The sequence below is a fragment of the Paenibacillus sp. FSL H7-0350 genome (assembly GCF_038593195.1).
Lineage (GTDB): Bacteria > Bacillota > Bacilli > Paenibacillales > Paenibacillaceae > Paenibacillus_AQ.
On sequence record NZ_CP151972.1, the window covers coordinates 3,029,189 to 3,043,067 of the forward strand.

General features: G+C 52.0%; 13 protein-coding genes. 6 read left to right on the top strand and 7 right to left on the bottom strand.

Translation table 11 applies throughout. The features are described 5' to 3' along the window. Window positions 1-65: 65 nt before the first annotated feature. Window positions 66-1,439, top strand: a complete 1,374-nt coding sequence (locus tag NYE24_RS13820; protein ID WP_342478909.1) for a glycoside hydrolase family 43 protein — start codon at window positions 66-68, stop codon at window positions 1,437-1,439. Between the two features lie 71 nt (window positions 1,440-1,510). Here the strand turns inward: NYE24_RS13820 and dnaI are convergent, their stop codons facing one another. The 3 genes from dnaI to NYE24_RS13835 form a co-directional block, all read right to left on the bottom strand. Beyond that, complete coding sequence (gene dnaI / locus NYE24_RS13825) at window positions 1,511-2,470, bottom strand: primosomal protein DnaI (RefSeq protein ID WP_342478910.1); 960 nt, start codon at window positions 2,468-2,470, stop codon at window positions 1,511-1,513. Between the two features lie 18 nt (window positions 2,471-2,488). Next, window positions 2,489-4,039, bottom strand: a complete 1,551-nt coding sequence (locus tag NYE24_RS13830) for a helicase DnaB (protein ID WP_341026761.1) — start codon at window positions 4,037-4,039, stop codon at window positions 2,489-2,491. Between the two features lie 290 nt (window positions 4,040-4,329). Continuing rightward, on the bottom strand, window positions 4,330-4,626 hold the full coding sequence (locus NYE24_RS13835) for a YuiB family protein (RefSeq protein WP_025707684.1): 297 nt from the start codon (window positions 4,624-4,626) through the stop codon (window positions 4,330-4,332). Window positions 4,627-4,894: 268 nt separating this feature from the next. Here NYE24_RS13835 and hemQ point away from each other — a divergent pair, with 268 nt between their 5' ends. After that, the gene (gene hemQ, locus NYE24_RS13840; protein ID WP_342478911.1) at window positions 4,895-5,653 is read left to right on the top strand and encodes a hydrogen peroxide-dependent heme synthase; all 759 of its coding nucleotides are present in this window, start codon (window positions 4,895-4,897) and stop codon (window positions 5,651-5,653) included. 166 nt (window positions 5,654-5,819) lie between these two features. Then, entirely contained in the window at window positions 5,820-5,903 is an 84-nt protein-coding gene (locus NYE24_RS13845) for a putative holin-like toxin (protein ID WP_219214875.1), read from the top strand. A gap of 199 nt (window positions 5,904-6,102) precedes the next feature. On the opposite strand, the gene NYE24_RS13850 is transcribed toward NYE24_RS13845, so the two are convergent. Both NYE24_RS13850 and NYE24_RS13855 read right to left on the bottom strand, forming a co-directional pair. Continuing rightward, on the bottom strand, window positions 6,103-6,360 hold the full coding sequence (locus tag NYE24_RS13850; protein WP_342478912.1) for a hypothetical protein: 258 nt from the start codon (window positions 6,358-6,360) through the stop codon (window positions 6,103-6,105). Window position 6,361: 1 nt separating this feature from the next. Then, the gene (locus NYE24_RS13855; RefSeq protein ID WP_036701637.1) at window positions 6,362-7,555 is read right to left on the bottom strand and encodes an NAD(P)/FAD-dependent oxidoreductase; all 1,194 of its coding nucleotides are present in this window, start codon (window positions 7,553-7,555) and stop codon (window positions 6,362-6,364) included. A 324-nt stretch (window positions 7,556-7,879) separates the two neighbouring features. Here NYE24_RS13855 and NYE24_RS13860 point away from each other — a divergent pair, with 324 nt between their 5' ends. Next, a complete protein-coding gene (locus NYE24_RS13860) occupies window positions 7,880-8,854 on the top strand; it encodes an NAD(P)/FAD-dependent oxidoreductase (RefSeq protein WP_342479239.1) in 975 nt (324 codons plus the stop codon). A 132-nt stretch (window positions 8,855-8,986) separates the two neighbouring features. Here NYE24_RS13860 and sda read toward each other — a convergent pair whose 3' ends face one another. Next, complete coding sequence (gene sda, locus NYE24_RS13865; protein WP_036721967.1) at window positions 8,987-9,130, bottom strand: sporulation histidine kinase inhibitor Sda; 144 nt, start codon at window positions 9,128-9,130, stop codon at window positions 8,987-8,989. Window positions 9,131-9,457: 327 nt separating this feature from the next. Further along, the gene (locus NYE24_RS13870; protein ID WP_036701641.1) at window positions 9,458-10,120 is read right to left on the bottom strand and encodes a YheC/YheD family protein; all 663 of its coding nucleotides are present in this window, start codon (window positions 10,118-10,120) and stop codon (window positions 9,458-9,460) included. A gap of 199 nt (window positions 10,121-10,319) precedes the next feature. Here NYE24_RS13870 and NYE24_RS13875 point away from each other — a divergent pair, with 199 nt between their 5' ends. Both NYE24_RS13875 and NYE24_RS13880 read left to right on the top strand, forming a co-directional pair. Beyond that, on the top strand, window positions 10,320-10,529 hold the full coding sequence (locus NYE24_RS13875; RefSeq protein ID WP_036701644.1) for a hypothetical protein: 210 nt from the start codon (window positions 10,320-10,322) through the stop codon (window positions 10,527-10,529). A gap of 341 nt (window positions 10,530-10,870) precedes the next feature. After that, the gene (locus tag NYE24_RS13880) at window positions 10,871-13,666 is read left to right on the top strand and encodes an O-antigen ligase family protein (protein ID WP_342478913.1); all 2,796 of its coding nucleotides are present in this window, start codon (window positions 10,871-10,873) and stop codon (window positions 13,664-13,666) included. Window positions 13,667-13,879: the final 213 nt, after the last annotated feature.

Sequence of the window (13,879 nt, forward strand, 5' to 3'; positions counted from 1 at the left end):
CACAGGAGCCGTGTTACTCTGTAAGCGAAAGCGCTCTTATACCCTATTTTGAGGAGGATAAAAGAATGAAAAAGCTTGTCAGCCTTGCTGTCGCAGGCTTGTTGGCATCGGCGCTATATTCCCCGGTATCGTTCGCCGACAACCCTGTTGTACAGACCATCTACACGGCAGACCCGGCCCCGCTTGTATACAATGATACGGTCTACCTGTACACCGGACATGACGAAGACAACTCGACCTACTATACGATGAATGATTGGAGGGTCTACTCTTCCAAGGACATGGCGAACTGGACAGATCACGGGTCACCGCTATCCTATAAGGCGTTCAGCTGGTCGAGCGGAGAAGCTTGGGCCAGCCAGGTCATTGAGCGCAACGGCAAATTCTACTTTTATGTCACGGCCAAAAGCACTTCGCTCGGACGGCCCGCCATCGGCGTCGCCGTCTCAAACAGCCCGACCGGGCCGTTCGTGGACGCCATCGGCAAACCGCTCGTCTCCAGCAGCTGGGGCGACATTGATCCGACGGTATATGTGGACAGTGACGGCCAGGCTTATCTCTACTGGGGGAACCCGACACTGAAATATGTGAAGCTGAACCCGGATATGATCTCCTACAACCAGAGTACGGGTATTATCCAGGTGCCTATGACCACAGACAGCTTCGGTGTACGAAACGGCAATGCTGACAGACCGACCCTCTACGAAGAAGGTCCCTGGTTCTACAAACGCGGCAGCTTATACTACATGGTCTACGGCGCAAGCGGCATTCCTGAGAATATCGCCTACTCCACCAGCTCTTCGCCTACCGGCCCGTGGAAGTACCGGGGAATTATCATGCCCACGCAGGGCGGCAGCTTCACGAATCACCCGGGCATCATCGACTTCAAAGGACGCTCTTATTTCTTTTATCACAATGGCGCACTGCCTGGAGGAGGCGGCTTCACCCGGTCAGTGGGGGTAGAGCAATTCACCTACAACGCGGACGGAAGCTTCCCGGTCATCAACATGACAACCGCCGGGCCACAGCCCCTCGCCACCCTTAACCCCTATGTCAGAACACAAGCCGAGACCAGCGCATGGGCAGCCGGGGTAGAGACCGAGCCCACCTCGGATACAGACGGGGGAATGAATGTCGGCTTCATCGATCACGGCGATTATCTCAAAATCAAGAATGTGAACTTCGGCGCCGGAGCTTCCGGCTTCGAGGCCCGGGTAGCGTCAGCAGGCAGCGGCGGTAATATCGAGCTGCGGCTGGACAGTCCAACTGGAACACTGATCGGCACCTGTGCGGTACAGAATACGGGGGGCTGGCAGAGCTGGGTAACCAAGACCTGCACGGTCAGCGGAGCAAGCGGGACTCATGACCTTTACCTGAAATTCACGGGCGGCAGCGGATATCTGTTCAATATCAATTGGTGGAAATTTATCGCCAGCTAAATCTAAGCATAGCAAAAAGGGGACCCCGGCCAGATGCTGGCGGAGTCCCCTTTTTATAAAGTAATAAAAACTCAGCCTCTGGCCTTGCCGCGCTGGTTCTCCCCATGCAGTGGAATAACATCCACGAACGGGGCGATCCGGTCCATCAGCCTCTGGCCCTTGTAGGCTTCTTCGCCGTCCTTGCTAGTGATGCTGAGATGCTTCTCCAGCCCGTCCAGCGGATAATTCGAGGTGTAGAAGGTCGGCTTGCGGTTCATCCGGTAGTTCAGGATCGCTCCGAGGACATGGTCACGCGCCCAGGGATTGAGATTCTCGGCTCCGATGTCATCGAAGATAAGCAGATCACAGTTCTTCATCGTATCGACCATTTCCTTCAGCTTCTGGTTGTCCATCATGATCAGCTTCAGTTCCTCGATGAAATCCGGCATATAGACAATCACGCCGCTGTAGCCCGAGATAGCCAGCTCATGGAGCAGATAGCACATCAGGAAGGTTTTGCCGGTGCCGAAGCTGCCCTGCAGATAAATGCCCCGCGAAGTCAGGCCCTCTGCCCGCACAGCTCCTATATAGTCAAATATCTTGTTCACAGCTGAGGCCCGCCGGGGGTCCTTGCCCATAATATCCATCTCATCATATCCGCCGTTCAGCACCCGCTCATCCACATAGAAGCTGCGAATCCGCTTGCGGACATTATCCTGATTTTCCTGCGCAATCTTCAGCTTACACGGTGTCTTGCGTTCATATAGATCCGTTACACCGTTGACCGTCTCCACCGACAGCTTGCTGTAATGCCCCTGGAAATCATTCGGACAATTCGCCAAGCCGGGACAGTTCTTACAATGCCGGTCCTCCTCGACATATTGGTACAGACGGCTCAAGTGCAGCCGCAGCCGGGACTCGTCCAGCTCGGGGTGCTCAGCCTGAAGCTCCTTGACCAGGGGATGATTCAGCAGGGTCTGCTCCAGGTCACGGGAGCGCTGGCGCAGAGCAGGGTTGTTCATCGAACGCAGCACTTCGCCCATAGACTCCATCGCTGCACCTCACTTTCTTCAGGGCGTTCTCAGAACGCCTTTTTTCTTGCTGGCCTTGATCTCGGCCGCTTTCTTCATCATCGCCGCGAATTCCTCTTCCGATACGGTTCCGGCGCTGCCGTCATCAAGCACAATCGGAATCTCCTGCTTGCCGGACCGCCCGCCGCTCTTCGCATAAGAACGCTGACGGGTTCCCGCGGTGCCTGTGCTTGAGGAGGCGGAAGCCGCCCCCTTGCCCTTCACCTTCGACTGGTCGCGGATATAGCGCACAGCCTTCTCGTAAGTATTCACCTGCTTCACCAGCATATTGGAGGCAATCGCCTCCACGAAGTTGCGGTTCATCCGCTGATCGCCGCCGGAAGCCACCATCGTCATCAGATAATGGATCAGCACATTGATCACTTCGCCGCTGAGCTTATAGTTCAAATCAATCTTCTCGAAGATATCCATCAGCTGGCCCGGAACCGCCCCCGGGAAGAATGTCTGTAACAGCCGTGTATAAGGCTCGTTGCGCAGCATCATATTATATTGGTGAATGTCACATTTGGACAGAAATTGCGGAGGCACTTCTACATAGAACTCCATTTCGACAGCCTGCTCCACCGGCACTGCAGAAGGATCACTCTCTTCCTCAGCGGCGGAGCGCAGCGACACCACCTTGGCGGCGGCGATCTCTCTTTTCTCCTGGCGCTTCCTATCCTGACGGAAATGCTGGCTCGCCTTGTATTGCAGCGTATCCAGAATCACCTCTCCGTCCGGCGTGAAGACATCATCCTCATCCAGCAGGCGGCATACATCCTGCGGGCCAAGCTCGTATTTGCGGGCCACATAATTAATGACACCCATCTGATTATGGTCAAAACGCAGCTTCTCGACATGCGCACGGTTCACCGATTCACGCGGGAAGCGCAGGATAATATCGCTGTAGGCTATATTCGAATCAGCGTCTTGGGTGGTGCCGGGTTGACGCACGGAAGCTACCTCGGCCAGGGCCTGCTCCAGCTCATAGTCGATTACATGGGTATTCAGCTCAAAAATATCATAAAAGGGCAGTGAAATATTCTCTTTTCCCATCGACCGCCCGCTCCATTCCTCGGGTTCCCGGTGCCAGAACTGCTCACGCAGCGACAGCACAGCGAACTTGCCGATCTTATCCCGGAGCAACAGCGTCAGATGCTGGGTTGCAAAAAAATCAGCCGGCGACAGCGGCGGCATTAATTCGTACTCGTACATATAATCATCGTTCTCCGCGGCATACAGCCGGCAGGTCTGCAGCAGTCCCACCGCTTCCAGCCGGGAAGCCTGATCTACCATATATTTACGGCCCTTCTCGTTAGGTTCAACGCCCAGGGTCATAAAGAGCCTGCGCTGCTGCTCCACCCCGGAATAACCGATAGATTCAGCCGGAATATGCTCGAACAGCAATCTGTACAGGCTGATGGCGAACGCGCCTACCATTGGCTGATAGACTGAGCCCAGCATACGGCCGTCCAGCTGGCTTAGACCAAATTCGCGGGAAACGCAGTACCGATGATGTTCAGTGAAATGATGCAGGTTGCTCATACGCATCTGCGGATACCTCCCCCTCTTCTATACGATATACGAATTCATATAGATTTCTATTCTATCACAAAACACCCGGCCGGAAATGTAAAATAAAGATGAATCCTTGTTCTTTTTGGCGGAAAAAGCCAAGTGGAAACGACTTTACCGTCCTTTTAAGGGCGGTACCGTTTCAGCGAGAAATAGAAGGATAATTTATAGCGTGGAACATATAAATTCTAATATTTCAGAAAAAAAACGGCTTCTCCCCGGCAGGAGATTAGCCGTTTCTTGTTGTACCGCCCTTCAGGCAGCGTTTAGAACATCTTGTATCCGCCCAGCCGCAGCTTCTGAATGGTCCAGCCGCTCAGCACCGCTCCGGCAAGACCAGCGATCCCGGTAAGATAATCCACGATGTGGAAGGTAGAGAGGTGCTCCCATAGTGACATCGCGCTCCGGTCCCAGATGGAATAGACCACCACCGGAAGAATGACAATGACGAACAGATAGGCAGGGAACCAGGTAGTCTTCATCAGCATGTTAAGAATGAAGCCAATGCCGAACATCATCACAAAGAATAAAACGGCCAGAACAAACACCGGAATAAATCCCATCGTACCGCCATCCCCTCTCTCTATAAAGAACCGCACACCCAAGCTTATATAATAGTAAGTTTACTAGAAAAAATGTAGCGAAGCAATGAACATTATCGCGCTAAATACCGGAATAAGCGTGAATGGGGGCCCCGGCGTTTGCTCTCTGCCGCCCGCTGCGCTACAATGCAAATAGCACCCGACCTATGTTCATACATAATTAAGGTATGCGGACAAAGAAGATTTTACGCGAGGATATTCCACCGATAATTGATAAGGAGTGAACAACTTGAACGAAGCCGCTTTGACACTGGAAGGCTGGTATGCGCTGCATGACTTCCGCTCGCTGAACTGGACAGCCTGGACGGCAGCAGATGATGAGGAACGGGCAGTTGCCCTGGAGGAACTGCATGCCTTCATGCAGGAGTGGGGACCTGTCGAGGAAGCGAAGGAAGGCAGCACTGCCGTCTATTCCATCGTGGGCCAGAAGGCTGATTTCGTGATGATGTTTCTAAGAGAGAGTCTGGAGGCGCTGAATGCGCTGGAGACCGCTTTTAACAAAATTGCCTTTGCCCAATATACAACGAAGGCCTACTCCTACGTAAGCATCGTTGAACTCAGTAACTACGCAGCAGGAGGAAGCGCCGGAGACGGCAGCGACCCGATGCAGAACCCGCATGTGGCTGCCCGGCTGAAGCCTGTACTGCCGCAAATGAAGCATATCTGCTTCTACCCGATGAACAAGAAGCGCGAGCTTGCCGACAACTGGTACATGCTGGATATGGACAAACGCCGGGAGCTGATGTATTCGCACGGCCTGATCGGCCGCAGCTATGCCGGCAAGGTGAAGCAGATTATCACCGGCTCCGTCGGCTTCGATGACTGGGAGTGGGGCGTAACGCTGTTCGCCGAGGATGCCCTGCAGTTCAAGAAGCTCGTCTACGAGATGCGCTTCGATGAAGTCAGCGCCCGTTACGGCGAGTTCGGCCCCTTCTATGTCGGCACCCTGCTGAACGAGGAATCGTTCGAGGAGATGCTGAAGCTGTAGCATCATAATGTATACAAAAGGAAGGTGACCTGTTCAGGAAACCTTCCTTCTGTATTTCTAATATTGTTAAACCTATCCATACAGGCTAATCAAATGGTATAATCGTAGAAGCAATGGAAGGCTTACAAGGGCGGTCGGCTAATCTCCCGGAAGGGAGGTGAGGCTCATGGAGGTTTATCAAGCGTTGTCATTGATGTTCATGTTTGGCATGTTCATTATTGCTTTGCTGAATTACCTCAAAAAGAAATAGACCGCCCTGGTCAAAGGAGACGGTCTATTTCTTGACTACTTTTCCGAAAGCCGCCGCCCTTAAAAGCGGCTATTGCACCCGAGAGCCGTGTTGCAAGCACGGCTCTCTTTGCATTGTACGTCTTTTCTACCTCCACTATACCACAAGTGGATTTAATAAATAAATATCTACAGCTTAAAATCACTTATGCCGAAGGTTCCTAATTGTCCTCGTCCGCTTCATCCTCATCCCGCAGGCTCTCCAGATATTCCGCTGTCGCCTGGTCGCGGGCGCGGCTCTTCTCCTTCAGGCGCTCGATGGCCGGGAGGATCAGCAGGTCGATCTCCTTCTGAACAGGGTAGGCCAGATCGTACCGGGTCTGATCCTCCAGATAAGAGCCTACCTCAATCAGAGCATTATAGCGGTCCAGCTCCTCGCGCGTCAACAGTCCGCGTACTTGCACGCTGCAGTGGCGCATCTTAGAGGAATCTTCCTTTTTTGAGGACGAGCGGAATGCCGCCGATGATGAGCAGGTAGCGCATATCGACAACCTTCTTCAGCTGCGCTGCCTTCCAGCCTTTGTATGTCTTCTCGCCGACTACGGCAATTCCCTGGCCCTTGCCCAGTGAAGCTACGGTCCCCTTGTTGCTGAAGGCGAATTTCTTCGGCTGCTGGCTGCGGATGGCCGCTACGAGATTATGCGCACAGCATTCTCCCTGCTGCATAGCAATCTGTGCCGTTGGCGGGTATGGACGCCCTTCCGGATTAATCATGAGGGAGCCGTCACCAATGATGAAGATGTTCTCATGTCCCGGAGCCCGCAGATATTCGTCTACCTTCACCCGTCCGCGCATCGCTTCGAAGCCGGCAGCTTCAATCAGACGGTTCCCGCGGATACCGCCGGTCCATACGATGGTGGAAGCTTTGATCTCTTCACCCGTGGCCAGAATCACGCCGCCAGGCAGGCATTCCTTGATTGCTACGCCCATCTTGAAGGTTACGCCCTTCTTGGTGAGCACGGTCATGGCGTGCTCCACCAGCTCAGGCGCAAACCCGGGCAGTGCCGTAGGCGCAGCTTCTATATTATAGATGTTGACCATGCTTGGATCGACATCAAATTCTTTGCACAGCGCGGGAATCCGGTCTGCCAGCTCCGCTACAAATTCAATCCCGCTGAAGCCCGCACCGCCAATGACGAAGTTGATGTGCTCCTGTGCATTATTCTCATTCTTGTATTTGGCGAACTGGTACTGGATATGCTCCCGGATCAGCCGCACAGAGTTGATGCTGCGGATGGTCAGCGCATATTTGTCGAGTCCCGGAATCCCGAACGTTTCAGGCTCACCACCAAGGGCAATCACGAGGTAATCATACGAGAGCGTTCCATCCTCCAGAATAACCTTCTTCTGCTGGGTGCGAATCTCCTGCACCGAGGATTTGACAAGATCGATCTTGAACTCATCGATTAATTTGGAGATAGATACGCGTGTATGCTCGATGCTGTCCGTGCCCGCTGCAGGCATATGCAGATGGGTCGTGAAATAGTGATATTCATGGCGGTTAACCAGGGTTACATCGGCTTCATTATAATTCAAAGCTTTCTGCAGCCGCTGGGCGGTCAAAATCCCTCCATATCCCGCGCCTAGAATAACGATTTTGGGAATACTGCTCATGTTCCGGCTCCTTCCAACAGGTGAATCTGTCTATGTGTTATTTTTTGTTAAAAAATCAGGTTTCTTTTGTGAATTTATACACTTAAATTCAGAAGAATTTCCAATAAAACTTAAAGGATTTCTAAAATAACCATATCCATTGTAAACCTTAGTATCGTTTTAATCAAATATAATCATACAACAAAATGTCACATTTTTCATTGAAATCAAAGGCTTTGCAGGCAGGTGAGACTATGTTTATAATGAGTAGGTACGCTTGTATGGCAAATTGAAACTATCAACTCGGAGGTGTAATATTACGTGACATTAGAGCAAACCGTTCCTATGAGCGATCTGCTGATTATAGGCGGAGGACCAGCCGGTATATTTGCCGCTTTTTATGGCGGTATGCGCCAGGCTTCAGTAACACTTATTGAGAGTATGCCCCAACTTGGAGGGCAGCTTGCTGCTCTGTATCCTGAGAAATATATTTACGATGTCGCCGGCTTCCCCAAAATTACTGCACAGGAGCTGGTGGATAACCTGTCCCGGCAGATGGAGCTGTTCCAGTCCGATATCCGTCTGGAGGAGAAGGTCGTATCGGTTGTGAAGCAGGATGAACGCCATTTCATTGTCACCACCGACAAGGCAGAATATCACTCCAAAGCTATCATCATCACGGCAGGCGTAGGCGCATTCGAACCGCGGCGTCTGGAGGTTGCGGATGCACAGCGCTTCGAGAAAGCCAACCTGCATTACTTCGTAAGCGATCTGAATGCTTATAAAGATAAGAAAGTACTGATCAGCGGCGGCGGCGATTCCGCTGTAGACTGGGCGCTGATGCTGGAGCCGATCGCTGAGCAGGTAACCCTGATTCACCGCCGCGATAAATTCCGTGCACATGAGCACAGTGTAGAGAATCTGATGGCCTCTAAGGTAAATGTAATTACACCATCCGAGATTACGGAGCTGCACGGTGAAGAATTCATTACCAAGGTCACCTTGTCCCATATCAAGACCAAGGAAACTCAGGAAATCGAAGTGGATAGCGTTATTGTCAATTTCGGCTTTGTCTCCTCCCTGGGACCGATTGCCGAGTGGGGAATCGACATTGAGGGCAACTCCATTGTGGTTGACTCCCGCATGGAGACCAGCATTCCGGGAATCTTCGCCGCTGGCGATATCACGACCTATCCGGGCAAGCTGAAGCTGATCGCTGTCGGATTCGGAGAAGCGCCTACAGCAGTGAATAACGCCAAGGTGTATATTGATCCCGATGCGAAGCTGTCTCCAGGACACAGCAGTAATCTTAAGCTCTAGGTTGTCTATAACCTTATAGCCATAATAAAAGGGTATCCTTTCAGGTTGATTCCACCTCAACTTGAAAAGATACCCTATTCCTTGATGCTTGCGGTTTGATGAAGTACGATGCTGCAGGATGTGCTCTGATCTTTAATGAAGAACCGCATGGTCTGGAGAGTGTAAGTTCCGTTTGCGAATTTCAGCGAGAAGTAGGGCGATGAAATCATGCTCCAAATGCAGCTCTATCGCTCTGTGATAAGAGTCAAGCAGCATCTCATCCGACAATTCAACCATAACGTTCACCTACCTTTCCTTTATTTGGATCTGAATCTATCATAGCAAACTATCATTTTTCGAACAAGCGTTCTCATTATCCACAAGCTGCTGTGGAAATCCTGTGTATAATATGTGAGTAAGGGTTATAATGTCAGGAATTGCACAGTGGACTATGGGGATAACAGTTATACACAGGGCTGAAACCTGACATCTCCACACAAAAACTTTTTTAGAATGTTCATAATTGGCTGGGATATTTCTTGTTGTATTACCTCTGAATCTGAACAACTAAACGCAATATTAGCCTATTACTGTATTTATCGTCAAATATAAAAATTTTATTAATTATTTTGGTCTTGTATTTACTTCCAGAATCCAAATCTTCCCCCGATGATCTACGGCATAGTCGAAGCCCAGTTCACCGATCCCCGGAAAATGCCGCTCCAGAAGCTCGGTGCAGACTAAAGTCAGCCTGCGCATCTCCGCCTTTTTGGATGAGGTCCCCACTCTTGGCAGTGATCTTCGCAGTCCCTGGCGGCAGCTTAGCATCGTCCCCCCTTTGCAGAGATTCGTAACGAACAATCCCGGCCGGGCTACTCTCCCTACCATAGAGCGAAACTCCCAGTGCTCGCCGTTCTTCACCACCTTGACCCGGTAATCAATCGGTCGCCCGGAGATCCGTGCAAGGGAGATACCCTGCTGGATCAAATATTTCCGTTTCACCTTGAATCTGTCCAGTGCCTGGCGCATGGAAGTGAAGTCTCCATAGATACGTGTGCTCTTCATATACGTGAAGCCGTACCCCCTCTGATCCCGGAACACCTTGATGACACCATAGCCTCCTCCGCCTACAACCGGCTTGATGACAACATTGCCGTATCTTCCAAGCATCGCGGACAATCCGGCAGCACTATATTCCCGCGTTCTCGGAATGTAACCGGCAACCCGTGAATCGCTAAGCAGCGCCGCCGTCTTCAGCAGCTTGCTTGCCAGTTCTCTCCCCGCCATTATTTGCCCTCTCCTTTCGCATTCCCAGCCTACCCTATAGATTACTCACCAAAGGCCGTGCCCTCCTGTATGATTGTCCGTGGTATCGCAGTCCACAGCAAAAAAGGGCATATGGCTGCGGGGCCTTATGTCCCTGATTCATTTGACTGGAAAATCATTAAAATTCGTTGTATTATTGCCTGAAAGGGAGGGTTTCCTAATGGCAGAGTTTTTTGAAATCCTGTATTGGTTTGCGATGATCGGCATGTCTGTTGTACTGGCAGGAACGACAATACTCGTCTGTGCGCTTGGCTTCAAATTCATCAAAGACCGGCGCAGAGTGCTCGGTGCCGGCTGCATCGCCTTTTCCCTGGGGGCCTCCGCCCTGATCGTGTTCATGATTAACCTGAAATTTATTATCCCTGCCTGAAGCTTGTTCCCGGCAGCAGTGGCCCAGGAAGCGTATCGCCTAACTCCTGCTGCCACTGCTGCCTTCAGGCGGAACTCTTAAGCGTCCATTCTTACATGATTCATAGATTCGCTCCGTTACATTATTCTATGAAAACTGCAGCAGGCTGGCCTGTGCGGACAGACTGCTTCATTCGCTGAGCAGGTTCCGGCCCATTCCTCACTTTTTCGCTCCCTCCCTCTCCTGCAAGACAATCCAATCTTTGAAATTTCCGTTCAGACAACAACTTTTTCACTTTATATCCGTAATATGTATGTGCAATAAATTGGAAGACCAAATATTTTGAAAAAGGAGATTCTATTGTGTCGAAACCTGTGTACGGAAAACAAGCAGCTTCGGTTCAAGCTAAGGACAAGCTTTCAGGAGCAGCTTGGACGCTTTGCGCTGCGTTCCTGCTGTTTTTTGGCTGGGCTGCTTTTCAAATCGGATTGTTCAACGGAATGACGGCGGAGTTCGAGAAGCCCATTTATGTTGCCGCATTATTAAGCTGTCTGCTCCTGCTGGCCACTGCCGTCCTCTATTTCAGAACCTTCCGGCTTGAGGGACAGCGTGACCTGCTCACCCTAGCGGCTCTACTGCTTCCATTAACCTATGCGCTGTCGCTATTCGGCGCTGCTTCCCGGTATATGGCGATGAACATGCTGTTCACCCAGTTCACCTATGCCGCAGTCTTCATCGTCAGCATCCTTCTGCTCCGGCAAAAGCGGCTGAATTCCGTCATCCAGCATGGAGTGCTTGCCCTCGCTTACCTGATCGTCGGCTTTGGACTGCTCAACTGGCTCGGAAGCTGGAAGCTGGCCGGCAGCCTGGTGGGCTGGTTCTCAAAGACTGTAATTAACGGTCAGTATAATGCTGCCGTCATGACCGACTCGAACGGCCTGCGCCTGACCTCTATTTTTCAGTATGCCAATACATATGCAGCCTTCCTGATGGCTTTTCTGTTCGTGGCCGTATTCGCGCTGATCCGCTCCCGGAAGCGGGCCGGACAGCTGATGCACGGCTTCATGCTGGTGCCAATCATCGTCTCGCTGCTGCTTACCTTATCCCGTGGCGGACTGGTGCTGCTGCCGGTGGTCTTCATCCTCCTGCTGCTCTTCCTGAAACCTGTGCAGCAGATTCTGTGGATTGTCCATCTCGCCATTGCCGGCCTATTCTCTCTGCTGATTACCAGCCCGGTCACGAGACTTGGCCTGGAGCTGAATGCGGAGTTCAACTCCTCTGCTGCCCTTAAGGGCTGGGGGTACCTGCTGGGAGCATCCGCTTGTGCGGCTGTGCTCTGCCTGGTGGTCCAGCGTTACCTGGCGCCTTGGCTGAGCCGCAAGCTCGGCGGACTGGAAGTCCGCCGGATGAGCGGATTATGGATTCCTGCCGTGTCGGTGGCTGGCGTCGCGATCATCGCCTTCCTGTTCATTGGCACCAGTGCGCGTAATATTCTCCCAGCGAATATCGGAACACGGCTGGAGAATATCAACTTCAGGCAGCACAGTGTCCTGGAGCGTTTTACCTTTTACAAGGATGCCCTGAAGGTCGTCAAGGATTATCCGGTACTGGGCGCGGGCGGCGGCGGCTGGGCCACACTCTATGAGCATTATCAGAACAACCCTTATCTGAGCCGCCAGGTGCATAACTTCTTCCTGCAATATCTGATTGAAGTGGGCATTGTAGGCTTCCTGGTGTTCATGGGCTTCATCCTGTTTATCTTCTACAAATTCAGCAGGGAGTACCTGAAACGGGAGACCGATGACTATAACAACGGATTCTTCTATCTAATTATCGCCTTGTCCATTCTGGTGCACAGCCTGCTGGATTTCAACCTCAGTTTTGCATTCATGGGTATGCTCGTATTCCTCGCTCTGGGGGGAATGGCTGTGGCCATGGAGAGCAAGCCGCTCCGTCTTCAGTGGAACAAGCTGTGGATCAGAGCAGGCTATTTCGCAGTACTCGGAATCGGAACGGGCTATTTGCTCTTCCTGTCACTAAATTACATTCGTTCAAGCAGTGAAGCTAATGCAGCCAAGAAGCTGATCCAAGTAAGCCAGTCCTATGAGGAGATCAAGGCTCCTTTGATAAAAGCACTCCACATCCGCCCATACCTCACGGAATCGGCTATATACCTGTCCATGCTGGACCAAAAAGTGTATGAGCAGACGAAGAACGAGCAGTTCCTGGACGAGGCCTATGCGGTATTGACCCGTGCGCTGAAGAATGAGCCGTCTAACAAAGAGCTGCTGACCCAGCTCGCAAGCTACTATGACCTGAAAGGCGAGAGTGATGCGGCCTATCATGTCTATTTGGACAACGCAGACAAGTTCATGTGGGATATTAACTGGTATGCCGGTCTGATCAGCCGGGCCTCCCTCCTTGGACTGCAAGCTTACTCCAAGCAGGATGAAGCCGGACAACAGACGTATTTCGCTTCCGCACTCTCCGCCTACACACATGTAACGGACGGTATTGCGCATCTGAAGAGTCTTCCTCCAGAGCAGTTTCAGGGCCGAGAATTCTTCGTCACGCCTGCGATTGGCCTGAACGTAGGGAGAGTACACCTCCTGTCGGGGGACAAGGATGCGGCTGACGCGGCTGTGAAGCAGGGCTTCGTGAACGGATACGAGGATCTGACAGACAGCGGAAGCCTGTGGACGACCGCCTGGTACAGCGGAGTCATTGCCCGGTCCCAGGAGCTGGGTGCCGCAGCCCTGAAGCGGTCGCAGGAAGCTGCGACTGAGGGCAAGCTGGAGATCAAGGACCAGGAGACGCTTAACAAGCAGCGGTATTTCAAAACCGGCTTGGATGCTTATACCTACGCCGTCGCAGACCGGGATGCACAGCAGCAGGGAGTCACAGTGACACCGGAACTGCTGCTGAACACCGGGAAGATCCAATACATGTCGCAGGACATGCAGGCCGCAGAATCCACACTGAAGCAAGGCCTCAGTGAAGATTACAACAACCCTGTTAACCGGGAGGTTGCCCGCTGGCTTCTGGCCGTTCAGCAACGGATGCAGAGCGCTCAGGATCAGGCGGTCTATCAGAAGCTGATCACCGCTGATCCCGAAGAAGCGGTAAGAATCAATGAGATAGCGGGTATGCTGCTGTAACCGCACAGTATCACTTATCCCTCAAATCACAGCAAAGAGCGCCTGCCTGCGGCAGTGCGCTCTTTGCTGTGTGGGGCCGTGCCGCCGTCATCCATGTATAAACCAAGTGTCATTAACTCATATCCTCGCTCATTCGTCCAATATATGGAAGGTTGTGAAGGATTGATTATAGCTGTACTTTTCATGGGCAACGTATACTTTCAGTGATCAGAC

Coding starts and splice junctions, on each gene's coding strand:
- NYE24_RS13870 (WP_036701641.1), bottom strand. CDS start 10,120: ATGGCGGGGAGAGAACTGGCAAGCAAGCTGCTGAAGACGGCGGCGCTG.
- NYE24_RS13860 (WP_342479239.1), top strand. CDS start 7,880: ATGAGCGATCTGCTGATTATAGGCGGAGGACCAGCCGGTATATTTGCC.
- NYE24_RS13850 (WP_342478912.1), bottom strand. CDS start 6,360: ATGCGCCACTGCAGCGTGCAAGTACGCGGACTGTTGACGCGCGAGGAG.
- NYE24_RS13835 (WP_025707684.1), bottom strand. CDS start 4,626: ATGGGATTTATTCCGGTGTTTGTTCTGGCCGTTTTATTCTTTGTGATG.
- NYE24_RS13820 (WP_342478909.1), top strand. CDS start 66: ATGAAAAAGCTTGTCAGCCTTGCTGTCGCAGGCTTGTTGGCATCGGCG.
- NYE24_RS13875 (WP_036701644.1), top strand. CDS start 10,320: ATGGCAGAGTTTTTTGAAATCCTGTATTGGTTTGCGATGATCGGCATG.
- NYE24_RS13845 (WP_219214875.1), top strand. CDS start 5,820: ATGGAGGTTTATCAAGCGTTGTCATTGATGTTCATGTTTGGCATGTTC.
- NYE24_RS13830 (WP_341026761.1), bottom strand. CDS start 4,039: ATGCGTATGAGCAACCTGCATCATTTCACTGAACATCATCGGTACTGC.
- NYE24_RS13855 (WP_036701637.1), bottom strand. CDS start 7,555: ATGAGCAGTATTCCCAAAATCGTTATTCTAGGCGCGGGATATGGAGGG.
- dnaI (WP_342478910.1), bottom strand. CDS start 2,470: ATGGAGTCTATGGGCGAAGTGCTGCGTTCGATGAACAACCCTGCTCTG.
- sda (WP_036721967.1), bottom strand. CDS start 9,130: ATGGTTGAATTGTCGGATGAGATGCTGCTTGACTCTTATCACAGAGCG.